This is a genomic window from Cellulomonas sp. NPDC057328 (assembly GCF_042667215.1).
Lineage (GTDB): Bacteria > Actinomycetota > Actinomycetes > Actinomycetales > Cellulomonadaceae > Cellulomonas.
Genome location: NZ_JBHUZW010000045.1, coordinates 1 through 21,474, shown reverse-complemented (window position 1 = coordinate 21,474; position 21,474 = coordinate 1). Strand labels below are relative to the sequence as shown.

General features: G+C 75.7%; 23 protein-coding genes. 16 read left to right on the top strand and 7 right to left on the bottom strand.

Features of this window, described 5'->3' with window-relative positions:
• Positions 1-15: 15 nt before the first annotated feature.
• The 3 genes from ACFUMH_RS10135 to msrB form a co-directional block, all read right to left on the bottom strand.
• Positions 16-486, bottom strand: coding sequence for a MarR family winged helix-turn-helix transcriptional regulator (locus ACFUMH_RS10135; protein WP_378204251.1), 471 nt, complete (start codon positions 484-486; stop codon positions 16-18).
• 38 nt (positions 487-524) lie between these two features.
• Entirely contained in the window at positions 525-1,280 is a 756-nt protein-coding gene (locus tag ACFUMH_RS10130; RefSeq protein ID WP_378204248.1) for an NERD domain-containing protein, read from the bottom strand.
• A gap of 86 nt (positions 1,281-1,366) precedes the next feature.
• Positions 1,367-1,786, bottom strand: a complete 420-nt coding sequence (msrB, locus tag ACFUMH_RS10125; RefSeq protein WP_378204245.1) for a peptide-methionine (R)-S-oxide reductase MsrB — start codon at positions 1,784-1,786, stop codon at positions 1,367-1,369.
• A 195-nt stretch (positions 1,787-1,981) separates the two neighbouring features.
• Between msrB and ACFUMH_RS10120 the strand changes: the two genes are divergently transcribed.
• The 7 genes from ACFUMH_RS10120 (at position 1,982) to ACFUMH_RS10090 (ending at position 8,622) form a co-directional block, all read left to right on the top strand.
• A complete protein-coding gene (locus ACFUMH_RS10120; RefSeq protein WP_378204242.1) occupies positions 1,982-4,063 on the top strand; it encodes a putative bifunctional diguanylate cyclase/phosphodiesterase in 2,082 nt (693 codons plus the stop codon).
• 117 nt (positions 4,064-4,180) lie between these two features.
• On the top strand, positions 4,181-4,852 hold the full coding sequence (locus tag ACFUMH_RS10115; protein ID WP_378204239.1) for a TasA family protein: 672 nt from the start codon (positions 4,181-4,183) through the stop codon (positions 4,850-4,852).
• A 17-nt stretch (positions 4,853-4,869) separates the two neighbouring features.
• The gene (locus tag ACFUMH_RS10110; protein ID WP_378204236.1) at positions 4,870-5,583 is read left to right on the top strand and encodes a signal peptidase I; all 714 of its coding nucleotides are present in this window, start codon (positions 4,870-4,872) and stop codon (positions 5,581-5,583) included.
• The gene (locus ACFUMH_RS10105; protein ID WP_378204233.1) at positions 5,564-5,932 is read left to right on the top strand and encodes a hypothetical protein; all 369 of its coding nucleotides are present in this window, start codon (positions 5,564-5,566) and stop codon (positions 5,930-5,932) included. Before ACFUMH_RS10110 ends, ACFUMH_RS10105 begins: the two co-directional genes overlap by 20 nt.
• Positions 5,933-6,065: 133 nt before the next feature.
• A complete protein-coding gene (locus ACFUMH_RS10100) occupies positions 6,066-7,244 on the top strand; it encodes an LLM class flavin-dependent oxidoreductase (protein ID WP_378204230.1) in 1,179 nt (392 codons plus the stop codon).
• 124 nt (positions 7,245-7,368) lie between these two features.
• Entirely contained in the window at positions 7,369-7,986 is a 618-nt protein-coding gene (locus ACFUMH_RS10095; protein WP_378204227.1) for a CE1759 family FMN reductase, read from the top strand.
• Between the two features lie 216 nt (positions 7,987-8,202).
• Positions 8,203-8,622: a hypothetical protein gene (locus ACFUMH_RS10090; protein WP_378204224.1), complete on the top strand. Its 420-nt coding sequence runs from the start codon at positions 8,203-8,205 to the stop codon at positions 8,620-8,622.
• Between the two features lie 81 nt (positions 8,623-8,703).
• Here the strand turns inward: ACFUMH_RS10090 and ACFUMH_RS10085 are convergent, their stop codons facing one another.
• Positions 8,704-8,976, bottom strand: coding sequence for an adhesin (locus ACFUMH_RS10085; protein ID WP_378204222.1), 273 nt, complete (start codon positions 8,974-8,976; stop codon positions 8,704-8,706).
• Between the two features lie 179 nt (positions 8,977-9,155).
• The gene (locus ACFUMH_RS10080) at positions 9,156-9,938 is read right to left on the bottom strand and encodes an endonuclease/exonuclease/phosphatase family protein (RefSeq protein ID WP_378204219.1); all 783 of its coding nucleotides are present in this window, start codon (positions 9,936-9,938) and stop codon (positions 9,156-9,158) included.
• A gap of 129 nt (positions 9,939-10,067) precedes the next feature.
• Between ACFUMH_RS10080 and ACFUMH_RS10075 the strand changes: the two genes are divergently transcribed.
• Both ACFUMH_RS10075 and ACFUMH_RS10070 read left to right on the top strand, forming a co-directional pair.
• Complete coding sequence (locus ACFUMH_RS10075) at positions 10,068-10,760, top strand: nucleotidyltransferase family protein (RefSeq protein WP_378204216.1); 693 nt, start codon at positions 10,068-10,070, stop codon at positions 10,758-10,760.
• Between the two features lie 33 nt (positions 10,761-10,793).
• Positions 10,794-11,150 carry an MmcQ/YjbR family DNA-binding protein gene (locus ACFUMH_RS10070; RefSeq protein ID WP_378204213.1) on the top strand — a complete coding sequence of 119 codons (357 nt, stop codon included), beginning with the start codon at positions 10,794-10,796 and terminating at the stop codon, positions 11,148-11,150.
• Positions 11,151-11,187: 37 nt separating this feature from the next.
• Here the strand turns inward: ACFUMH_RS10070 and ACFUMH_RS10065 are convergent, their stop codons facing one another.
• Positions 11,188-11,886 carry a FadR/GntR family transcriptional regulator gene (locus ACFUMH_RS10065; protein ID WP_378204210.1) on the bottom strand — a complete coding sequence of 233 codons (699 nt, stop codon included), beginning with the start codon at positions 11,884-11,886 and terminating at the stop codon, positions 11,188-11,190.
• Between the two features lie 233 nt (positions 11,887-12,119).
• Here ACFUMH_RS10065 and ACFUMH_RS10060 point away from each other — a divergent pair, with 233 nt between their 5' ends.
• From ACFUMH_RS10060 to ACFUMH_RS10045, 4 genes are read left to right on the top strand one after another with little or no spacing between them, the layout of a single operon-like run.
• Complete coding sequence (locus ACFUMH_RS10060) at positions 12,120-13,037, top strand: ABC transporter substrate-binding protein (protein WP_378204207.1); 918 nt, start codon at positions 12,120-12,122, stop codon at positions 13,035-13,037.
• A 16-nt stretch (positions 13,038-13,053) separates the two neighbouring features.
• Positions 13,054-14,634, top strand: coding sequence for an amino acid ABC transporter permease/ATP-binding protein (locus tag ACFUMH_RS10055; protein WP_378204204.1), 1,581 nt, complete (start codon positions 13,054-13,056; stop codon positions 14,632-14,634).
• Between the two features lie 2 nt (positions 14,635-14,636).
• Entirely contained in the window at positions 14,637-15,083 is a 447-nt protein-coding gene (locus ACFUMH_RS10050; RefSeq protein ID WP_378204201.1) for a RidA family protein, read from the top strand.
• Positions 15,080-16,219: an acetamidase/formamidase family protein gene (locus ACFUMH_RS10045; RefSeq protein ID WP_378204198.1), complete on the top strand. Its 1,140-nt coding sequence runs from the start codon at positions 15,080-15,082 to the stop codon at positions 16,217-16,219. Before ACFUMH_RS10050 ends, ACFUMH_RS10045 begins: the two co-directional genes overlap by 4 nt.
• 60 nt (positions 16,220-16,279) lie before the next feature.
• Here the strand turns inward: ACFUMH_RS10045 and ACFUMH_RS10040 are convergent, their stop codons facing one another.
• Positions 16,280-18,334 (bottom strand): ABC transporter ATP-binding protein, encoded by a 2,055-nt coding sequence (locus ACFUMH_RS10040; protein ID WP_378204195.1) that lies wholly within the window; start codon positions 18,332-18,334, stop codon positions 16,280-16,282.
• Positions 18,335-18,409: 75 nt separating this feature from the next.
• Here ACFUMH_RS10040 and ACFUMH_RS10035 point away from each other — a divergent pair, with 75 nt between their 5' ends.
• Genes ACFUMH_RS10035 through ACFUMH_RS10025 form a run of 3 tightly spaced genes read left to right on the top strand, consistent with a single transcriptional unit; the run spans position 18,410 to position 21,131 of the window.
• Positions 18,410-19,015 carry a TetR/AcrR family transcriptional regulator gene (locus ACFUMH_RS10035; RefSeq protein ID WP_378204192.1) on the top strand — a complete coding sequence of 202 codons (606 nt, stop codon included), beginning with the start codon at positions 18,410-18,412 and terminating at the stop codon, positions 19,013-19,015.
• Positions 19,016-19,073: 58 nt separating this feature from the next.
• On the top strand, positions 19,074-20,282 hold the full coding sequence (locus tag ACFUMH_RS10030) for a PP2C family protein-serine/threonine phosphatase (protein WP_378204189.1): 1,209 nt from the start codon (positions 19,074-19,076) through the stop codon (positions 20,280-20,282).
• 54 nt (positions 20,283-20,336) lie between these two features.
• Positions 20,337-21,131: an aldo/keto reductase gene (locus ACFUMH_RS10025; protein ID WP_378204186.1), complete on the top strand. Its 795-nt coding sequence runs from the start codon at positions 20,337-20,339 to the stop codon at positions 21,129-21,131.
• Positions 21,132-21,474: the final 343 nt, after the last annotated feature.

Here is a 21,474-nt window from a genome sequence, read left to right as displayed (position 1 = left end):
CGCCGGCGCACGCGCTCAGGCGCCCGGGGTGTCCCTGCCGGTCGCGCGGGCGCGGTCGGCGAGCGCCGTGTTCAGCCGGGCCAGCTGCTCGGCGAGGTCGTCGAGCTCCTGCGCGCCCCAGCTGTCGAGGGCGGAGCGGAACCACTCGCGCCGCGCCGCCCGGGCGGCGTCCAGGCGGCGCTCGCCCTCCGCGGTCAGCGTGAGCGGGTGGCTGCGCGAGTCGTGCGGGTCCGCCTCGCGGGTGACCAGGCCGAGCCGCTCGAGGCGGGCGAGCTGGCGCGACATCGTCCCCCGCCCGACACCGAGCCGGTCGGCGAGGTCGCTCGCGCGCGTGCCGCTGTCCGCCGCGACCGCGGACAGCAGCGAGTACGCGGACGGGTCGAGGTCGGGGTGGACGTCCCGCGAGACGCTCGCCGCCGCGGCACGCGCCCGGCGCAGGAACAGCCCGAGCTCGCGCTCCAGCCGCAGCAGGGGGTCGTCGGTCATGCGCCCATCCTCGCGCAGCGCACGGGGCCCGGACGTCGTCAGCGCACCCAGGTGGTGCGGCGGCGCGCCACCTGCGCGAACGCGTGCACTCGGGCCTGGTCGAGCCGCTCCGGCAGCAGCCGGAAGACGTTGGGCACCTCGTGCTTGCCGACGACGAGCGCGTCCTGCGGCGGCTGCGCCGGGTCCCGCTCCAGCTCGCCGGTGACGACGAGGACCGCGCGCACGCTCACGCCCGCGCAGCCGGCCGACTGCAGCAGCCCCTGGACGCGCCCCGCCTCGAGCCGCGCGTCGCGCAGGTACGGCACGGAGCGGCCGTCGACCTGCATGGTGCGGGACTGGACTGCGACGCGGCTGCCGGGGTGCCGCCGCTCGGACACGGTGAACAGGCCGCCGGGGCCGATGAGCAGGTGCTCGACGACGGTGCCCTGGCGGCCGAGCGGCACGTCGTGCACGGTCTGCCACCCGACCTCGGCGAGGCGCTCGAGGCGCACCCCGAGCGGGCTGCCGCGCTCGCCGCGCGGGCGGTCGGCGCCGAGCCACGCGTCGAGCCCCGCCTCGTCGAGCGCGTCGAGCGAGCCGGTGACGCGCGGCAGCGGGAGCACGAGCTCCGGCACGTCGGCGCGCAGGTACTCCTGGGCGGCGCGGCGCAGCCCGGCCTCGAGCACGGGGTCGTCCACGACGACCTCGCCGGACTGCAGGTCGACGGAGCCCACACGGCCGCCGCTCTCGTGCGTGACGAAGAGGCGGTCGGCTCCGTACCGCCGCCATCGCCGGACTGTCAGGACCTCCTCCACGCCGTCATTATCGGCACGCCGCGCACCCGACTTCAGTCACCTGCAGGGGGCAGTTCGTCGGGGCGCGGCGTGTCCGCGGCGTGTCGTCAGGCGCCGGTCGACCCCGCGTCCGCGGGCTCGAACGTCAGGCTGACCGAGTTCATGCAGAACCGGTCGCCCGTCGGCGTCTGCGGGGCGTCGTCGAAGACGTGCCCCAGGTGCGAGCCGCAGCGCGCGCAGCGCACCTCGGTGCGGACCATGCCGTGGCTGCGGTCCTCGAGCAGCTCCACGCGGTCGCCTGCGAGCGGCGAGAAGAAGCTCGGCCAGCCGCAGTGCGAGTCGAACTTCGTGTCCGCGCGGAACAGCTCGTTGCCGCACGCGCGGCAGCGGTAGACGCCGTCGCGCTTCTCGTCGAGCAGCTCACCGGTCCACGCGCGCTCCGTGCCGGCGCGGCGCAGCACCGCGAACTCCTGCGGCTCGAGCTCGAGCGCCCACTGCTCGTCGGTCTTCTGGACGGGGTAGCCCACGTCGTCCTCCTCCTCCCCGGCTCGACAGCCGGGGTCGACAGCGACAACACCGCCGCGGCGCGCGGCGTTCCCGCCGCCGCCCGTGCCCGCCGCCGACGCGCCGCGCGGGCGTCGTGTCGTGCGTGCGCGGCCGGACGACCTACGCTGACCGGGAGGTATCCCGCCACCGGGGCGCCGCCGAGCCATGAGGTGCACGTGCCCGCCAGTCGCCGTCGTTCGAGCCTCACGCGCCGGTTCGCGGTCGTGAGCCTCGTCGGCATGGCCGTGGTCGGGGTGGCGCTCGTGCTCGTCGCGTCGTCGCAGATGCGCTCGCAGGCGGTGCGGGACGGCACGAGCCTGGCCGCGACGGTCGCGGCGTACGCGTCGGCGGCGACGCCCGCGGACGCCTACGTCACGGGCGTCCTCGCGGACGCGGACCAGGCGGCGGTGGCCGCCGCCACCGCGGGCTTCTCCGCCGAGCTCGTCGAGCTGCGGCTGTGGAGCCAGGACGGCCGCCTCATGTACTCCTCCCGCGCCGCGGGCACGGGCCTGCCGCACTCGGACCGCTTCGACCTCGTGCTGCGCGAGGGCGAGCCGGTCGCGGCCGTGCAGCCCGACGTGCGCGGCGCCGGGGACGCCGCCCCGGCGGCCCAGAAGCAGACGGTGCTCGACGTGTACGTGCCCGTGCACGCGGCGGACATCCGCGGGACGGTGACCGGCGTCGACGCGGACGAGGTGGTCGGCGCCGCCGAGGTCATGCTCGACCACACCACGACGCAGGAGACGCTGACGAGCACGGTGCGGACCGTCGCGCTCGTCGTGGCCGGGAGCCTCGTCGTGCTGTGGCTGCTGCTGTTCCGGATCGTGCACTCGACGTCCCGCCGGCTGCGCACGGCCGCGCTCGAGAACGCGCGCCTGGCGATGCTCGACTCGCTCACCGGCCTGCCCAACCGCCGCCTGCTCAGCGAGCAGATGCAGCGCGCCGTGCGCGAGGCGGGCGAGGACGGCTCGCGCGTCGGCCTGATCCTGCTGGACATCGACCGGTTCAAGGACATCAACGACACGCTCGGCCACGACCACGGCGACGCGCTGCTCGAGCTGGTCGCGGCCCGGTTGCGCAACGCGCTGCGCGACGACGACGTCGTGGCGCGGCTCGGCGGCGACGAGTTCGCGATCCTGCTGCCGGACGTGCGGTCCGTCGCGAACGCGGAGCGGCTCGCGCGGCGCGTGCGCGGGCTGTTCGCCGCGCCGTTCGAGCTGGGCGACCTGGCGCTGCACGTCGACACGTCCGTCGGCGTCGCCTGCCTGCCCGACCACGCGGACGACCCGTCGTCCCTCATGCGTACGGCGGACATCGCGATGTACGCGGCGAAGCACCAGCGGTCGGGCGTGTCCGTCTACTCCCCCGACGCCGACGACTCCTCGCCGGCGCGCCTGGTGCTCATGGGCGAGCTGCACGCCGCGCTGGAGGAGCACGAGTCGGCGCGTGCCGCCGGCGACGGCGGCACGGGCGGCGACGCCCTCGGCGTGCCGCCCGTCGCGCAGCTCGAGATGCACTACCAGCCCAAGATCGAGCTCGCGTCGCAGCGGACGGTGGGGCTCGAGGCGCTCATGCGGTGGCGGCACCCGACGCGCGGGCTGGTCGGGCCGGGCACGTTCGTGCCGCTCGCCGAGCAGTCCGGGCTCATCCACCGGCTCACGTCGTTCGCGCTCGACGCGGCCGTCCGGCAGCTCGCGCAGTGGTCGGCCGACGGCACGGCGGTGCCCGTGGCCGTGAACCTGTCGGCGCACGACGTGGCCGACCCCGCGGTGGTCGACACGATCGAGGAGCTGCTGGCGCGCCACCGCGTGCGGCCGGAGCTGCTCGAGGTGGAGATCACGGAGACGGCGCTCGTCGCCGACCGCTCACGCGTCGTCCCCGTGCTCGAGCGGCTCGGCGCGCTGGGGGTGCGCGTCGCGATCGACGACTTCGGCACCGGGACCACGTCGATCTCCCAGCTGCGCGACCTGCCCGTCGACGAGCTGAAGATCGACCGCGTGTTCGTGGCCGACCTCGGCGACGGGGGACGCGAGGGCTCGGAGGTCGTGGTGCAGGCGATGGTCGACCTCGCGCACTCGTTCGGCCTGCGCGTCGTGGCGGAGGGCGTCGAGGACGAGGGCACGGCGCGGACGCTCGCGCGGCTCGGGGTCGACCAGGCGCAGGGCTACCTGTGGGCCCGGCCCGCGCCGCCCGAGGAGGTGCGGCCACCGGGTGACACCGCCCGCGGGAGCCACCCGTCGCTTCACCCCATCGGGTGAACCTGGCACCACTTCCTCAAGGTCGTGCCCGACCATGTCGACAGCGACCGAGAAGGTGAGCTCTACCCGCAGCCCGGCAGCCCGCCGGACCGGCACCGGACGAGGGGGACGACGACCATGATGGACGAGCTGCTCGAGGAGATGATCGACCCGGCGCCGTCGCGCGAGGACGCCGCGCGTCGTCGCCGCGCATGGGCCACCGGCTCCATCCTGGCGCTGGCGGCCGTGGGCGTCGCGTCGCTGACGACGTCGGCGCTCTTCACCGACCAGGACAGCCTCACGGGCCGCATCAGCACCGGCACCCTCGTGCTCGGTGCCCAGGGCGCGACGTTCGACGTGCCGGTCGAGGGCCTCGCCCCCGGCGGCTCCGTGATCGCGCCCGTGCAGGTGAGCAACACCGGCTCGCTCGAGCTGCGCTACGCCGTGAGCCTCAGCGCCGCCACCGCCGAGGGCACGCCCGGACGCGGCGACACCGGCAGCGGCGACCTGCGCCAGCAGCTGCGGGCGCGCGTGTTCGCGTCGGCGGACTGCACGGGCACCGTGCTGGGCGACACCGCGACCGCGACCGCCGAGTTCGGCCTCCCGACGGACGCGGACGACCCGGCGGCGATCGTCGGCGATCCCGGGACCGGCTACCAGGACGGTGACCGCGTCCTCGCGGGCGTCAACGGCACCGAGACGCTGTGCGTCCGCGTGGACATGGCCGCCGCCGCGGGCAACGAGTACCAGAACACCGCCGCCGACCTGACGTTCCGCCTCGACTCCGAGCAGACCGTCAACAACCCCTGACCCGTCAGCCCGGGGTGATGACCACGCAGCCGGTCCACGCGGAGCCCTTCGTCGAACGACGGGCCCCGCGACCCGACGCGCCCGCCACCCCGGGCCGGCGCGTGCGCCGTGCGGTGTCGGTCCTGCTGTGGACCGTGGTCGCAGCGGGCGTGCTCGCGTACGCGGCGGCGTTGCTCGTGCCGCTCTGGTACCAGCTGCAGGGCGAGCGGCTGCTCGTCGTGACGTCGGGCTCGATGGCGCCGCGGTTCGTCGAGGGCGACGTCGTGGTGCTGCGCTCGGTGACCGACCCGTCCGAGCTGAAGCCGAACCTGATCGTGACGTTCCAGCCCGTGGGCGGGTCGGGGCTCGTCACGCACCGCATCGTGTCGCTGCACAGCCTCGACGCGATGCAGGACGACGGCACGGGCCGCATGGAGCCGGTGCTCGACGAGTCGGGCCAGCCGGTGCGGCAGGACTACATGCGCACGCAGGGCGACGCGAACCCCTTGCCGGACCCGAACGCGACCCCGGTCGAGCGGGTGCGCGGCGTGCTGCTGCGCGTGCACCACGGCTGGGGCGACACGCTGGTGTGGGCGACGTCGCCCACGGGCCGGGCCGTCATGCTGGTGCCCCCGCTGGTCGCCCTGGCCACCCTGGAGGTGCTGTCCGTGCTCGAGGCGCGCCGTCGCCGGGGGCGCGGCACGCGCCGCACGGCGGACGACAGGAGGGTCGATGCGCTCCTCCTCGACTGACGCACCGCACGACCCGACCGACGCACGGCGCGCGGACGCGCCCGCCACCGGGACGTGGGTCCGGCTCGGCGTGGCCCTGCTGGTCGCCGCCGTCGCGGCGCTCACGCCGGCCGTGGGACGCACGAGCGCGCTGCTCACCGACACGGACGACCTCACGGCGCGGGTGTCGACGGGCACGTGGGTGACACCGACACCGACGACGACGCCGGAGCCGACCCCGTCCCCGACCGACGCCGCGGGCACCCCGGCGCCGGGGACGACGGCGGCGCCGACCGCGGCGCCCACGGCGGAGCCCGCACCGGCGTCGCGCCGCGCACCGGCCGCCGGCGACCGCCGGCCGCGCCGCTGACGCCGCGGCGGTGTGACGCGTCTCGCCGGGACGTGACGTGGCACGACGTGACGGAATAGCGCCGCGTGTGCCACGGTTGAGGCGCCTGTTCGATGCAAACGCATCGACCACATCGGAACCAGGAGTGCGCACCATGCAGTTCGGGATCTTCTCGGTCGGCGACGTGACCACCGACCCCACGACCGGGCGGACCCCCGACGACACCGAGCGCGTCCGCGCGATGCTGACCATCGCCGAGCACGCCGACGCCGCCGGGCTGGACGTCTTCGCCACGGGCGAGCACCACAACCCGCCGTTCGTGCCGTCGTCCCCGACGACGATGCTCGGCTACCTCGCCGGGCGGACGAAGAGCATCGTCCTGTCGACCGCCACCACGCTCATCACCACCAACGACCCGGTCCGCCTCGCCGAGGAGTACGCGATGCTCCAGGTCATCAGCGGCGGGCGCATGGACCTGATGATGGGCCGCGGCAACACCGGCCCCGTCTACCCGTGGTTCGGCAAGGACATCCGTCAGGGCATCCCGCTGGCCGTCGAGAACTACGCGCTGCTGCGCCGCCTGTGGGAGGAGGACGTCGTCGACTGGAGCGGCAAGTTCCGCACGCCGCTGCAGGGCTTCACGTCCACGCCCCGCCCGCTCGACGGCGTGCCGCCGTTCGTGTGGCACGGCTCGATCCGCTCCCCCGAGATCGCCGAGCAGGCCGCGTACTACGGCGACGGGTTCCTGCACAACGCGATCTTCTGGCCCATGAAGCACACGGCGCAGATGGTGAACTTCTACCGCGAGCGCTACGAGCACCACGGGCACGGCCGCGCCGACCAGGCGATCGTCGGCCTCGGCGGCCAGGTGTTCGTACGCAGGAACAGCCAGGACGCGTGGGACGAGTTCCGGCCCTACTTCGACGTCGCGCCGGTCTACGGCCACGGGCCGTCGATGGAGGACTTCACGCGCGAGACGCCGCTGACCGTCGGCAGCCCGCAGCAGGTCATCGACCGCTACGGCGCGTTCTGGGAGCAGGTCGGCCACTACCAGCGGCAGATGTTCCTCATCGACCACGCCGGCCTGCCGCTCAAGACCGTCCTCGAGCAGATCGACGTGCTGGCCGAGGACATCGTGCCGGTGCTGCGGCGGGAGGCCGAGGCGCGGCGCCCCGCGCACGTGCCCGCGAACCCGCCGTCGCACGCCGAGCGCGTCGCCGCGGCCCGCGCCGCGGGCACCGTGCCCGCCGCGACCGTCGCGGCCGCCGACCACTGGACCGGCCGCACCGCCGAGGACGACGTCGAGGCCGCCGACGCGGCCACCGTCCGCTGACGCACCCCTGACCGCCGGGCGTCCGCCCCCGCCGCCCCCGGGCGGCGGGCGCCCGGTGCGCACCGCACCGCACTCCCCCACCGCAGTCCCCGCACCACCAGCAGCACCGGAAGAAGGCACCACCATGAGCGAACGCTCCATCGTCGTCGTCTCGGGCGGCCTCTCGCAGCCCTCGTCGACGCGGATGCTCGCCGACCGCCTCGCCGACGCCACCGTCTCCGCCCTCGCCGAGCGCGGCGTCGCCGCGCGCGTCACCGTCGTCGAGCTGCGCGACCTCGCGCACGAGGTCGTCGACATGACCCTGACCGGCTTCGCCCGCGAGCCGCTGGCCGAGGCGCAGGAGGCCGTCGCGGCGGCCGACGGCGTCGTCGCGGTCTCCCCCGTCTACACCGCGTCCTACGCGGGGCTCTTCAAGTCCTTCGTCGACGTCCTCGACAAGGACGCGTTGCGCGGCACGCCCGTCGTCCTCGGCGCGACCGGCGGCACGCCGCGACACTCCCTCGCGGTCGACCACGCGCTGCGCCCGCTGTTCGCGTACCTCGGCGCCGACGTCGTCCCCACCGGCGTGTTCGCCGCGACCGACGACTGGGCCGACGCGGGCACGGACGACACCCGCCCCCTGCCCGACCGCATCCGCCGCGCCGGCGAGCAGCTCGCCGAGCGCGTCGCCGGCCGCGCGCCCGTGCGCCGCACGGGGCTGTACGACGCGGTGCCGTCCTTCGAGGACCTCCTGGGCGCCTGACGGCGACCCCCGCCGACCCGACCGCCCACCACCGCCCACCGCCGCCCGGCGACCGTCGCGAACGGGGCCTGGCGTGCGGATCGGGCGGCCGAGGCGCACGCCGGACCCCCGTCCGCGGCGAGACCGCGTCAGGGTGACGGCGGCGGCGTCGTGCGGGGGCGTTCGGGAAGATGGGTCGGCCGCAGCCGTCCCGGCGGCCCGACGACAGGAGCACCCGTGACCGTCCCCACCCCGGGCCCGCAGCACCCGGACGAGCCGGGCGCCGTGCCGTCCCCGGCGCACGACGCGACGCACGACGCACCGGACGCCGCGACGCACGTCGCACCGGACGTCGCGTCGGACGTCGCACCGGTGGACGCCCCCGTGCGCGCGGCCGTGCCGTGGTGGTCGGTCGCGGCGTTCGTGCTCGCCGCCGTCACCGTGGTCGCGGTGATCGGCACCCTCGTGCCGGCGGTCCGGGCGCCCAACGTGCTGGGGCCGGTCGCGATCGTGCTGGCCGTGGTCGGGCGGCGGCGCGGCGAGGGACGGGTGGCGACCGCGGCGCTCTGGACGTCGGTCGGCGCCGTGGTGCTCCAGCTGCTCCTGCCCGTCCTCGGCTGGATCGCGCTGGTGCTCTGGTCCGTGAGCGCGGGCTGACGCGGCACGACGCCCCCGGTGCCGTGCGGCACCGAGGGCGTCGGGGTGAGGCTGCGCCGGGTCGTCAGCACCGGCGGGTCGTCACTGCCGGGTCAGCGTGAACGCCGACCCGTCGCCGACCGCCTCGACGTCCAGGCGCTGGTCGGTCAGCGTGCGCGACGTGCGGGGGTCGACGTAGACGTGCGCGTCGCCCGCGGTCACGACGTCGTCGCCCGGGTCCGGGCCGGCGACGAGCGCGAGCTCGAAACCCCCCGAGTCCTGCTCGGCGATGCGCAGGCCGCCCTCGTCGGGCAGGCCGGCGCTCTGGGTGAGGGTCTCGACGGCGGTGCGGGCGTTGTCGGTCAGGGTGAGCACGTGGGCTCCTCTCTGCTCGCCTGGTGACGCCGTCCCGTCCGGCCGGGGCCGTCGGGGCCGACGCCGTCGGTCGTGCCCCACCGTGACCAGACGGCGCGCGCCCGCGCAAACGGGCGTCCGCTGCGCGAGACCCCGCCGGGCACGCCGACGGGCGTGCGTGCACGCGACGCCGCGGTCGCCTACCGTGCGCCCGCGGCCTCGCCGACGGCCACGTCGACGACGAGCGCGCGGTGGTCCGACAGGCCGAGGTCGAGCGAGCGCGCACCCGACGTCGCGGCCACGCGCCCGCCGCCGAGCACGTGGTCGAGCTGCCGCTGCGGCGTCGTCAGGGGGTACGTCGACGCCCGGGCCAGCGGCCGCAGGCCCGACACGCGCGCCGGCCGGTCGCCGGACATGTTGAGGTCGCCCATCACCACGCGGGGGCCTGGCAGCGTGCGCGTCGCGCGGACGACGTGCCGCAGCTGGCGCGCGTTCCAGCCGGGGATGAACGTGAGGTGCGTGCCCACGACCGTGCACGGGCCGTCGGCGGTCTCGACGACGCCGGCGATCGCCGACCGTGGCTCGTCGCGCACGAGCACCGGCCAGCGGGCGCCGGGGAACCGGATGGGTGTGCGGCCGCGCAGCGCGGGCAGCGCCACGACGCGCCACTCGTGCACGGGCAGCCGCGACAGCAGCGCGATGCCGTACGCCGCGCCCGACGGCTGCGCGTCGCCGGTCGCGGCGACCCACAGGTCGGGCTCGCCGTGCAGGGTCGCGACGAAGCGGTGGTGCGGCGCGCCCATCGCGTCCGCCGCCACGGCCGTGAGGTCGGCGCCGTGCGAGCGCGCCTGCCCGCGGTCGACCTCCTGGAGGGCGAGGACGTCGACGTCGAGGCGCCGGACCGCGTCCGCGAACCGGTCGAGGTCGACCCGCCCGTCGACGGTGGAGCGCCCGTGCAGGATGTTGAAGGTGGCCAGCCGCACGCCGCGATTGTGACCCGGCGTCCGCGTCGCCGCGCGGGCAGGGCTCCGCGGACCGGGCCGAGCAGGCTCGCGCGCCCGTCCCCCGCCGCTCGCCCTGCGAACCGGGCGCAGGGCGTGTAGACACCGTGCATGCCTACCGAGACGACGCCGACCGGCGGTGCCGCTCCGCTCGTCGGCGCGGCCCCGCCCCCGCTGCCCGCGCCCACGGGCGCGGAGACCCCCGACGACCGTGCCGCCCTGCAGGACGGCCTGCGGCGCACCGCCGTCGCGCTGCTCGACGCCGAGATCCCCTTCGCGCTGGTCGGCGGCTACGCCGCGTGGGCACGCGGCGCGCCGGAGCCGAGCCACGACGCCGACTTCGCGATCGCCGAGGAGGACGTCGACCGCGCCAAGAACGCGCTGGCGGCCGCGGGTCTCGACGTGCAGCAGCCCGCGGAGAACTGGCTGTTCAAGGCCTACCACCACGGGCAGCTCGTCGACGTGCTCTTCCGCATGGTCGGCGAGCCCGTCACGTACGACCAGCTCGAGCGCGCGGAGCAGCTCGAGGTCCTCGCGGTGCGGATGCCGGTGCTGCCTGCCACCGACATCATCTCCGCGAAGATGCGCGTGCTCGGCGAGCACTACTGCGACTTCACGTGGCTGCTGCCGATGGCGCGGGCGCTGCGCGAGCAGATCGACTGGGAGCAGGTCCGCGAGGAGACCGCGGACCACCCGTACGCCCGGGCGTTCCTCTACCTCGTGGACGAGCTCGGGCTGACCGGTGACGGCGGCGGGCGCCTGCAGGCGACGCCGGGCCGCGGCGGGCCGGGCGGCGAGGAGTAGCCGCCGCGGCGTCCGTGCGCCCATGCTGGGCGGGTGGACGTCGACGGCGTGCGTCGCCTGGCCCTCGCCCTGCCCGAGGTCACCGAGCGGTCGAGCTGGGGGCGGCCCGCGTGGTTCCACCGGGCGCTCGTCGGGCGGATGTGGGACGACGACCGGCTGACGGTCCGCGTCGAGGACGACGGCGAGCGCCGTGCGCTCGTCGCGCAGGACCCGCGGCTCTTCTCGACGACCGACCACCACGCCGGCACGAACCTCGTGCTCGTCGACCTGCGCGTCGCCGACGAGGACCTCGTCGCCGCGCTGCTCGCCGAGTCGTGGTGGTGGGCGGCGCCGCCGGTGCTGCGGCGGCGGCACCCCGGGCTGGGCCCGCCGGACCTGGCCGCGCGCTGACGGTCGCCGCGCGCCCCGACCGCGGACGGGCGCGCCGTCAGCCCGCCGTGCCGGCGATCAGCCGCCGCACGTCGCCGAGGTGCTCGGCCATCGCCGCGCGGGCGCGGGCGGCGTCGTGCGCCTCGATGGCGGCGTAGATCGCGAGGTGCCCCTCGCGCGAGGTGCGCCGGCCCTCGGCGGTCGTGTGGGAGTGGCGGCGGACGTCCATGGTCCACTCGGCGACCATCGAGTGCAGCGTCGTGAGCAGCGGGTTGCCGGCGGCCTGCGCGACGAGCAGGTGGAACTCGGTGTCGCACTCGAGGGACGCCGCGGGGCGCAGCCGGGGGGTCGTGCGGTCGAGCACCCCGCGGAGCTGGAGCAGGTTGGCCGGCGTGGCGCGCTGGGCGGCGAGGCCGGCGACGGACGGCTCGACGATCTCGCGCAGCTCCGCGGCGTCGCGGGCCTCGCGCGCCGGCGACGACAGGTCGAGCAGCGCGCGCTCGGCGTCGGTGCGCTCGACGACGACCGTGCCGCGGCCCGGCCGCCGCTCGATGAGGTGCTTGGCCTCGAGCTCGTGCATGGCCTCGCGCAGCGTCGCGCGCGACACGGAGAGCGAGGCGGCGAGGGCGCGCTCGGACGGCAGGCGGTCGCCGGCGGCCACCTGACCCGTGGCGATGAGCCGTTCCAGGTGTGCCGCGAGCACGACCGGGGTGCTCTCGGCACGGCGCGTGAGCGGCGGGATCTCGACGGGGGCCAACGGTCCTCCTCGGCGGCGGGTGGTCCGGAACGTACCACGCACGGACGTCGCGATTGGTCTGACCATCCGACCGTTGTTTCGCGCCGGTGAAATGGCCGTAACAGTCTCTCGATGTCGAGACAGCCAGCGCCGGAGCGGCCGTACGGTCTCGGCATTGGTCAGACCATCTGACCGATGCAGGCGCCGGGGACACCCGCCGGACGCCGACCGCCCGACCGAGAGGACGTCCCCCCATGACCTCCGCACGCCGCGCCGCCCTCCCCACGGCCGCCGCCCTCCTGCTCGCGCTCACCGCCTGCTCCTCCACGGCCGACGCCGGCACCGCCGACGCCGCGGACGGCCCGTGGGCCGACCTGGCGGCCTCCGCCGAGTGCGCCGAGCTGCGCGAGGCGCACCCCGACCTCGCCGGCACCACGCAGACCAACGCGATCAACCCGCACACGCCGGGCTACGAGATCATCGACCCCGAGAACCCGGACCGGTACATCGGCTTCGACATCGACCTCGGCGAGGCCATCGGCGCGTGCCTCGGCTTCACCGTCGACTACGTCCCCGTCGGCTTCTCCGAGCTCATCCCCACGGTCGCGAGCGGCCAGGCCGACTGGATCCTGTCCAACCTGTACGCGACCGAGGAGCGCGCCGCGGGCGGCGTCGACTTCGTCAGCTACTCGAAGGTGTTCGACGGCGTGCTCGTCGCGAAGGGCAACCCCGAGGGCATCACGGGCATCGACACCTCGATCTGCGGCCTGACGGTCGCGCTCAACAAGGGCTACGTCGAGGTCCCGCTCGTCGAGGCCGTCGGCCCCGACTGCGAGGCCGCGGGCCTGCCGGCCCCCGAGCTCGCGCTGTTCGACTCGAGCGCCGACTGCGTCCAGGCCATCCTCGCCGGCCGCGCCGACGCGTACATGAACGACGTCAACACCGTCACCCGCTTCATCGCCGAGCACCCCGACGACCTCGACCAGGCCGAGACCGTGATGCTCGACTACGAGATCGGCGTGGGCGTCCTGCAGGGTGAGCACGACTTCCGCGACGCGGTCGTCGGCGCGTTGACCGCCATCCAGGGGTCGGGCCTGCAGGCGGAGCTCGCCGAGAAGTGGGAGCTCGACGCCAACGCGGTGGCCGAGCCGACCGTCCTCAGCGTCGGCTGACGGCGAGGCCCACGACATGGCGGACTTCCTGCACTACCTGACCCTGCCGTACCTGCTGCAGGGCATGGCGTTCACCCTCCAGCTGCTCGGCTGGGGTTTCGCCGGCGGGCTGCTGCTCGGCTGCGTGCTGGCGGCGATGCTGCTCTCGCGGCACCGCGGCGTGCGGGCCGTGGCCCGGGCGTACACGACGCTGTACCGCGGCACGCCGCTGATCCTGCAGCTCGTGTTCGTCTTCACGGTCCTGCCGCACGCGGGCCTCGTGCTCGCGCCGGTGGTCGCCGGGGGCGTCGCGCTCGCGATGAACGAGGCGACGTTCTTCGCCGAGATCATCCGCTCCGCGGTGCGCGAGGTGCCCGCCGGGCAGCGCGCCGCGGGACGCGCGGTGGGGCTGACGCCCGTGCAGCTGCTCCGCCGTGTCGTGGGCCCCCAGGCGTTCCGCGCCATGGTGCCGGCCCTCGGCAACGAGGCCGTCGCCACCATGAAGAACTCGGCGCTCGCGTCGGTCATCGCCGTGCCGGAGCTGACGCTGCGCACGCAGCAGCTCGCGTCGGCCACGTTCGACTACTTCGAGATCTACTTCGCGACGGCGGTCATGTACCTGCTGCTGACCGCGGCCCTCACCGGGGTGCAGCTGCTGGTGGAGGCGCTCGTCGACCCCGACGGCGTCCGCCGGCGCGGCTGGTTCGCGGCCCTGCGCCGCCGGCCGGTGCCCCCGGCGCCGGGTGCCGCCGTGCCCGTCTCGGCGCCGGCGCCCGTCGCCGCGCCGGACGCCCCGCCCGCCGAGCACCGGCGCACGCAGGCCGACCCGCCGCCGCGCGGGTTCGGCGAGGCGATGGTCGAGGCGCGGGGGCTGCGCCGGTCCTACGGCGACACCGAGGTGCTGCGCGGCATCGACCTCATGGTCCGCGAGGGCGAGGTCGTCGCGCTCCTCGGGCCCAGCGGGTCCGGCAAGAGCACGCTGCTGCGCACGCTCAACCACCTCGACGGGCTCGACGGCGGCTCCGTGCTCGTCGGGGGGACGTCGGTCGGCTACGACTGGCAGGGCCGCGAGCTGCCCGAGCGGAAGGTCGCCCGGCAGCGCGTCGAGGCCGGCGTCGGCATGGTGTTCCAGTCGTTCGACCTGTTCGAGCACCTGACCGTGCGGGAGAACGTCGCGGCGCCGCTGCGCTGGGTGCAGGGCGTGCCGCGGGACGAGGCGTTCGCCCGCGCGGACGAGCTGCTCGCGCAGGTCGGCATGGAGCACCGCGCCGACGCGCTCCCCCGGCACCTGTCCGGCGGGCAGCAGCAGCGCGTCGGCATCGCCCGGGCGCTCGCGCCGCGCCCGCGGGTGCTGCTGCTCGACGAGCCGACCAGCGCGCTCGACCCCGAGAAGGTCGCCGAGGTGCTGCGCGTCATCCGGGACCTGGCGCGCGGCTCGGGGCTGACGATGGTCATCGCCACCCACCAGCTGCGGTTCGCCCGCGAGGTGGCCGACCGCGTGGTCTTCATGGCCGGCGGCGTCGTCGTCGAGGAGGGCCCGGCGGACGACGTCCTGCTCCGGCCGCGGCACGCGACCACGCGCGCGTTCGTCGGCGCCATGGACACGGCGGAGGTGTGAGCGTGACGTCCCCCGACCGACCCGACCGGCCCGCCCGCGAGGCGCTCGTCCACACCGGCCGCCCCGGCGTGCCGACGCCCGTCGGCCCGTTCGCGCACGCCGTGCGCTGGCACGACACGCTGTGGGTGACCGGCCAGATGCCCACCGACCCGACGACCGGTGCCGTCGTCGGCGACGACGTGGTGACGCAGACCCGGCAGGTCCTGCGCAACCTCTCCGCCGTGCTCGCGGCGAGCGGCGCCCACCTCGCCGACACCCTCATGGTCCGCGCCTACCTCACGGACTTCGCCGACTACGCGGCGTTCAACGCCGAGTACGCGACCTGGTTCCCCGCGGGCCTGCCGGCGCGCACGTGCGTCGGCACCACCGGGCTCGCCGTCGGCGCGCTCGTCGAGATCGACCTCGTCGTCGGCCTGCCCGACGCCGCCCCCACCGGAGGTGCCCGATGACCGACACGCCCACCCTCACGCGCACCGACGCGGCGCTGCAGCCCGGCGAGGGCCCCGTGCCCGGCGAGCACTACCTGCCGACGCGCGCCGACGAGGCGCACTGGGGCTGGCTGCCGCACCGCGGCACGCCGGCCGTGCTCGAGGTCGCGGACGGCGCCACCGTCACGATCGACACCCTCAGCCACGAGGGCCTGCTCGCGGACCAGGGCCGCGACCCGGCGCGCTACCTCGCCCAGTTCGGCGTGGCGGACGTGCTCGCCGACGCGGTCGAGGTCGCCGCGTCGCCACTGGTGAACGGCCCGCTCGACGGTCCGCACGTCGTCACCGGCCCGGTGCACGTGGCGGGCGCCCGGCCCGGCGACGTGCTGCGCGTCGACGTGCTGCGCCTCGACCGGCGCGTGCCGTACGGGTTCGTCAGCAACCGGCACGGGTACGGCGCGCTCGCCGGCGAGTTCCCCGAGGACCACGACTCCACGCCCACGCGGCACCGGGACGCGATGGTCTGCGACGGCACCGTCAGCCACTTCGCGTGGGTCGAGCGGCGCGACGGGCGCGACGTCGGCCTCATCGACGCCGGCGGCGGGCGCACCGTGCAGTTCGGCCTCGACCCGTTCCTCGGCCTCATGGGCGTCGCGGCGCCCACGGACGAGCCCCTGCCCTCGGTGCCCCCGGGCCCGTACGGCGGCAACATCGACGTCAAGCACACGGGTGTCGGCTCGACGCTCTACCTGCCCGTCGGCGTCGACGGCGCGCTCTTCTTCGCCGGCGACCCGCACTTCGCGCAGGGCAACGGCGAGGTCGCGCTCACGGCGCTCGAGGCGTCGCTGCGCGCGACCGTCCGCCTCGCGGTGCTGCCCGCGGCCGACCGCCGCGCGGTGCTCGGCGCCGCGGGCGGCCCGGTCGTGGAGACGGCGACGCACTGGCTGCCCACCGGTCTCGACGAGGACCTCGACGAGGCGATGCGCTGCGCCGTGCGCAACGCCGTCGCGTTCCTGCACGGCCGGTTCGGGGTGTCGCGGTCGGTGGCGCTCGCCTACCTGTCGGCCGCCGGCGACTTCGAGGTCAGCCAGGTCGTCGACGCCGTCAAGGGCGTGCACTGCATGATCCCCAAGCGGGACTGGGCCGCCTGGGTGTGACGCGCGGACCCGGTGACCCGCCCACGGGCGGCCCACCGGGTCCTCGCGCGTCGGCCGGTGCTACGCCTCGGCGGGCACCGTCTCGGCGGGCACCGTCTCGGCGGGCACCGGCTCGGCGGGCACCGGCTCGTCGGCGGCGTCGCGGATCCGCAGCGCCTCGACCAGGTCCTGGTAGAGCGCGTCCGTGGCGAGCAGCTGCGCGTGGGTGCCCTGCGCGCGCACGCGACCGTCCTCCAGCACGAGGATCGTGTCGGCGTCGACGACCGTCGACAGGCGGTGCGCCACGGTGACGACCGCGCCGGTGGTCGCCATCGCGCGGATGACGTCGTGCACCGCGGCCTCGGTGAGGCCGTCGACCTGCGCCGTCGCCTCGTCGAGCAGCAGCACGTCGGGCCGGCACACCATCGCCCGCGCGAGCGCGATGCGCTGGCGCTGCCCGCCGGACACCGACGTCTCCGACAGGCGGGTGTCGAGACCGTCCGGCAGGTCGTCGAAGGCGCCGTCCAGACGGACCGCCGTGAGGGCGCGCCGGAGCTCCTCCTCGGTGGCGGCCGGGTTGCTGAACAGGAGGTTGTCGCGGATGGTGCCGGGGACGACGGGCGTCTCCTGCTCGACGTAGGCGAACCGCCCGCGCACGTCCGCGTGGCTCCACGTGGCGTAGGAGCGGCCGTCGAGCAGGATCTCGCCGGCCTGCGGCTCCAGGAACCGCAGCAGCAGCGAGAAGACGGTCGTCTTGCCGGCGCCCGACGGACCGACGAGGGCGGTGTGCCCGCGCCGCGGGACGACGAGCGAGAGGTCGCGCACGGCGGGCTCGCGGTCGGGCCCGTAGGCGGCGGTGACGTCGCGCAGCTCCAGCACGGGGACGTCGGTGCGTCGCGCGGCACCGTCGAGCGCCGCCGCGCCCGGTACCGCGCCGTCGACGGCCCCGACGACCGCGCCGTGCGCCGCGGCGCCGGCCCGGTCCGCGCGGGCGTCCTCCGGCGCGAGCCCCACCGGCCCGTCCGGCTCGACGTCCATCGCCTGCACCTCGCTGATCCGGGCCGCCGCCGCGACCCCGGACTGCAGCTGCGTGAGGCTCTGCGTCAGCTCGGTGATGGGGCCGACGATGTTGAAGGCGTAGAGCAGGAACGCCACGAGGCTCGACACCGGCAGCTCGCCCTGCGCGACGCGCCAGGCGCCCAGCCCGAGGATGACGATGATGGCGAGCTGGATGCCGCCCCACGCGACCGTCCACGCGAGCGCGGTGGTGCGCACGGCCCGCACGGAGTGGTCGCGCGCCTCCCGGGCGGCGCCGAGGATGGCCGCCGCCTGCCGCGCCTCCGCCCGGCTGGACTTCACGGTCCGCATCGCCCGCAGCGACCCCTCGAGCGTCCCGCCCAGGCGGCCCAGCGCCTCCTGCGACGCCTTCTCCGCCACCCCGATGCCGGGCAGCAGCGCGCCCATGATCACGCCCACCACGACGATCGCCGCCATGGTCGTGCCCAGCAGGACGAGGTCGAGCACGCCCATGAGCACGAGCGTGCCGACCAGCGCCACGGTCCCGTTCACGAGGCTGATGAGGCTCGACGACGCCGCCTCGCGCAGCAGCACGGTGTCCGACGTGACGCGGGTGACGAGCTCGCCGGTCGGCCGGCCCGTGATCGCGGCGACCGTGGCGCGCAGGTACCGGCGCACGAGCGACTCGCGGGCGTCGAGGACGATCCGCTCCGCGAGCGTGCCCATGACGACCCACTGGACGTACCCGACGACCGACCCGACGAGGAACAGCGTCACCAGCACCGCGACCGGCTGGGCCAGCGACCGGTCGCCGCCGAGGGTGTCGAGCACCCACTTCGTGACCATGGGTGTGGCGAGCGCGAGCGCGGTGCTGAACAGGCCGAGCAGCAGGCCGAGCGCGAGCGTGCGGCGGTGCGGGCGGACGAGGTCGAGGAGGATGCGCAGCTGCTCGCCGCGCGGGAGGAGCGCTCCGGTGCCCTTCGGCGCGGGGTCGTGCGCCGGGTCGGCGGGTGCGGTGCCGGCGGGTGCGGTGCCGGTGGGTGAGGTCGCGGTGCCGCTGGTGGCCGTGGACGTCGTCGGGGCCGGGTGCGGGGGCGAGGTGGCGGGCTCGTCGCTCATGTGTCGAGTGGAACACCGTTGTTCCATTCCGGTCAACGGAGATTCCATCCCGAGATATCGATGTACCGTTCGCTCATGGCGAACAGCACCCGGGAGCAGCGCGCCGTCGAGGCCGCCGCCACGGCCGCGGCGGGCGGCCCCCGCGCCCGCACCCGGCAGGCGATCCTCGACGCCGCGATCGCCACCCTGGCCGCGGACCCGGGTGCCTCGCTCGCGACGGTCGCGGAGCGCGCCGACGTCGGCCGGACGACCCTGCACCGGTACTTCCCCGAGCGCGCCGACCTGCTCGACGCCGTGGCCCGGCACGCCGTCGCCGCCATCGCCGCCGCGCACGCCCGCGCGCGCCTCGACGAGGGCACCGCGCTCGAGGCGCTGCTGCGCGTCGCCCAGGAGTACCTGGAGCTCGGCGACCTGCTGACCATCCTCTTCACGGGCCTCGTGCCCGAGGAGACGTGGGCCGACGACGTCGCGAACGGCGACGCGCTGCTGGCGCTGTGCGCACGCGGCCGCGAGGACGGGTCCCTGGACCCGCGCATGCCCGACGACTGGTCGCAGGGCGTCCTGTGGTCGGCCCTCTACCTCGCCTGGTCGACGGTCCGCGCGGGGGACGCGGACCGCCACGCCGTGGTGTCGAACCTCCTGCTCACCCTCCGCAAGGCCCTCGGGGCGACGCTGGACTGACGGAACCACGCTGCGCCACCACCGCGCGGCACGTCGGACGCCTGTCTAGCGTCGGACCATGACGGCCGACGACACGCAGACCCTGAACTGCCTGCGCCGCTTCCTCGACGAGGTGCACCTCGCGCGGCCGGACGACCTCCCGGAGGTCGCGGCCCACGCCGCTGCCGACCTCGGCTGGACGCTCCGCCTGTACGTCGTCGACCACGAGCAGTCGTGCCTCGTCCCGCTGCCTGCGCCGTCCGTGCCGGACGCCGCGGCCGTCGCCATCGACGGCACGCTCGCGGGCCGCGCGTTCCGCCGGGTCGAGCAGGTGCCCGCGCCGGGCCCGGAGCCGTCCGTGTGGGTGCCGCTGGTCGACGGCGTGCACCGCCTCGGCGTCCTCCAGTACGGGCTGCCCGCCGGCACCGACCTCGACGACCCGGTGGTGCAGGACCGCCTGCGGCTGCTCAGCCACGTCGTCGGCCACCTCGTCGTGGCGAAGTCGCCGTACGGGGACGCGTTCGACCTCGCGGCGCGCCGCCGCCACCGCACGGTGCCGACCGAGCTGCTGCACGCCCTGCTGCCGCCGCTCACCTTCGGCTGCCCGGGCCTGCTCGTCTCCGGCATCCTCGAGCCCTGCTACGACGTCGCGGCGGACGCGTTCGACTACAGCGTCGTCGACGGCGTGGCGCACCTCGCCGTGCTCGACGCGATGGGGCACGACCTGCGCGGCACGCTCGTCGCCGCGGTGGCGCTCTCCGCGTACCGCAACGGCCGGCGCGAGGGGCTCCCGCTCTCGGCGGTCCTGCAGCGCATCGACGACGCGATCGCCGACGAGTGGGAGCAGCGGGCGTTCGCGACGGGCGTCCTGGCGGAGCTCGACCTGGCGACCGGACGGCTGCGGTACGTCAACGCCGGGCACCCTGCGCCGCTGCTCATGCGGCGCGGCAAGGTGGTCAAGCAGCTCGCGGGCGGTCGCCGGATCGTGCTCGGTCTCGGCGACGGGCGCATCGACGTCGCGGAGGAGTGGCTCGAGCCCGACGACTGGGCCGTCTTCTACACCGACGGCATCACCGAGGCGCGGGACGCCGACGGGCGGTTCTACGGGCTCGAGCGGCTCACGGACCAGCTCGAGCGCTCGGGCGCCGCGGGCGAGCCCGCCCCGGAGACGCTGCGCCAGGTCGTGCACGCCGTGCTGCGGCACCACGGCGACCACCTCCAGGACGACGCCACCCTGCTCGTGGCGCAGTGGGCGTCGGGCAGGGAGCAGGACCTGACCGCGGGCTAGGGGCCCGGCGTCCCCGACGCGCGCCACCGCGCCCGCGTGGTGAGGATGGAGGGCATGACGGACTCCACGCACCCCCAGACACCGACCCTCACCCTGCCCGGCGGCGCCATCCCGGTCCTCGGCTTCGGCACGTGGCAGGCCGAGGGCGACGAGGCCGAGCTCGCCGTCAGCACCGCGCTGCAGCTCGGCTACCGGCACATCGACACCGCGACCGGGTACGGCAACGAGGACCGCGTCGGCCGGGCCCTGGCCACCCGGGGCATCGACCGCGACGACGTCTTCGTCACGACCAAGCTGCCGCCCGACCACGCGGGCCGCGAGCGGCAGACGCTCACGGAGTCGCTGGCCGCGCTCGGCACCGACCACCTCGACCTGTGGCTCATCCACTGGCCGCCGAACAAGCAGGCCAGCCCCGAGGTGTGGCAGGAGCTCATCAAGGCCCGCGACGAGGGCCTCGTCCGCTCGATCGGCGTCTCGAACTACTCGATCGCGCAGATCGACGAGCTGATCGCGGCCACCGGCGAGGCGCCGGCCGTCAACCAGATCCCGTACTCGCCCGTCGACCACGACGCGGACCTGCTCGCGGCGCACCGCGAGCGCGGCGTCGTCGTCGAGGGCTACAGCCCGCTCAAGCGCACCGACCTCGACGCCGAGCCGATCGCGGCCGCGGCGCGCGCGCACGGCGTCACGCCGGCGCAGGTGGTGCTGCGCTGGCACGTCGAGCACGACGTCGTCGTCATCCCGAAGTCCGTGCGGCGCGAGCGCATCGAGGAGAACCTCGGGACGCTCGGGTTCGAGCTCACGGCCGACGAGGTCGCGGCGATCGACGCGCTGGGGAAGCAGGGCTGACCCCTCCGCCGCACGCCGCAGACCCCGCGAGCCCGGCTCGCGGGGTCTGCGCGCGTCCGGAGGCTGTCGGTGTGGGAGAAGGTGTCGGGGCGGGCGACCGGTGGTCGCGCTCTCACCTCGCACGTGCTCGCTGCGACCGTCTCCGGCCGGCGAGCACGCCGGGTGCGGTTTACCGAGAACCGCTCCCGTGTGATGCGTCGGGCGCCACGCCGTTGTGCCACCGACGGACAGGTCTACCGGACCGACGGACGTGACGTCAACCACGTCCCGCCGGCGGACGCGCGCCCGGGTGCAGGGGGTCCGGGGGCGCGCACCGGGTGCGGGCACGCCACGGCCCGGGTCC

Excerpts from the sequence above, each read along its gene's own strand:
- ACFUMH_RS10135 (WP_378204251.1), bottom strand. The coding sequence starts at position 486 with ATGACCGACGACCCCCTGCTGCGGCTGGAGCGCGAGCTCGGGCTGTTC.
- ACFUMH_RS10115 (WP_378204239.1), top strand. The coding sequence starts at position 4,181 with ATGATGGACGAGCTGCTCGAGGAGATGATCGACCCGGCGCCGTCGCGC.
- ACFUMH_RS10110 (WP_378204236.1), top strand. The coding sequence starts at position 4,870 with ATGACCACGCAGCCGGTCCACGCGGAGCCCTTCGTCGAACGACGGGCC.
- ACFUMH_RS10105 (WP_378204233.1), top strand. The coding sequence starts at position 5,564 with ATGCGCTCCTCCTCGACTGACGCACCGCACGACCCGACCGACGCACGG.
- ACFUMH_RS10100 (WP_378204230.1), top strand. The coding sequence starts at position 6,066 with ATGCAGTTCGGGATCTTCTCGGTCGGCGACGTGACCACCGACCCCACG.
- ACFUMH_RS10095 (WP_378204227.1), top strand. The coding sequence starts at position 7,369 with ATGAGCGAACGCTCCATCGTCGTCGTCTCGGGCGGCCTCTCGCAGCCC.
- ACFUMH_RS10075 (WP_378204216.1), top strand. The coding sequence starts at position 10,068 with ATGCCTACCGAGACGACGCCGACCGGCGGTGCCGCTCCGCTCGTCGGC.
- ACFUMH_RS10060 (WP_378204207.1), top strand. The coding sequence starts at position 12,120 with ATGACCTCCGCACGCCGCGCCGCCCTCCCCACGGCCGCCGCCCTCCTG.
- ACFUMH_RS10055 (WP_378204204.1), top strand. The coding sequence starts at position 13,054 with ATGGCGGACTTCCTGCACTACCTGACCCTGCCGTACCTGCTGCAGGGC.
- ACFUMH_RS10045 (WP_378204198.1), top strand. The coding sequence starts at position 15,080 with ATGACCGACACGCCCACCCTCACGCGCACCGACGCGGCGCTGCAGCCC.
- ACFUMH_RS10040 (WP_378204195.1), bottom strand. The coding sequence starts at position 18,334 with ATGAGCGACGAGCCCGCCACCTCGCCCCCGCACCCGGCCCCGACGACG.
- ACFUMH_RS10035 (WP_378204192.1), top strand. The coding sequence starts at position 18,410 with ATGGCGAACAGCACCCGGGAGCAGCGCGCCGTCGAGGCCGCCGCCACG.
- ACFUMH_RS10030 (WP_378204189.1), top strand. The coding sequence starts at position 19,074 with ATGACGGCCGACGACACGCAGACCCTGAACTGCCTGCGCCGCTTCCTC.
- ACFUMH_RS10025 (WP_378204186.1), top strand. The coding sequence starts at position 20,337 with ATGACGGACTCCACGCACCCCCAGACACCGACCCTCACCCTGCCCGGC.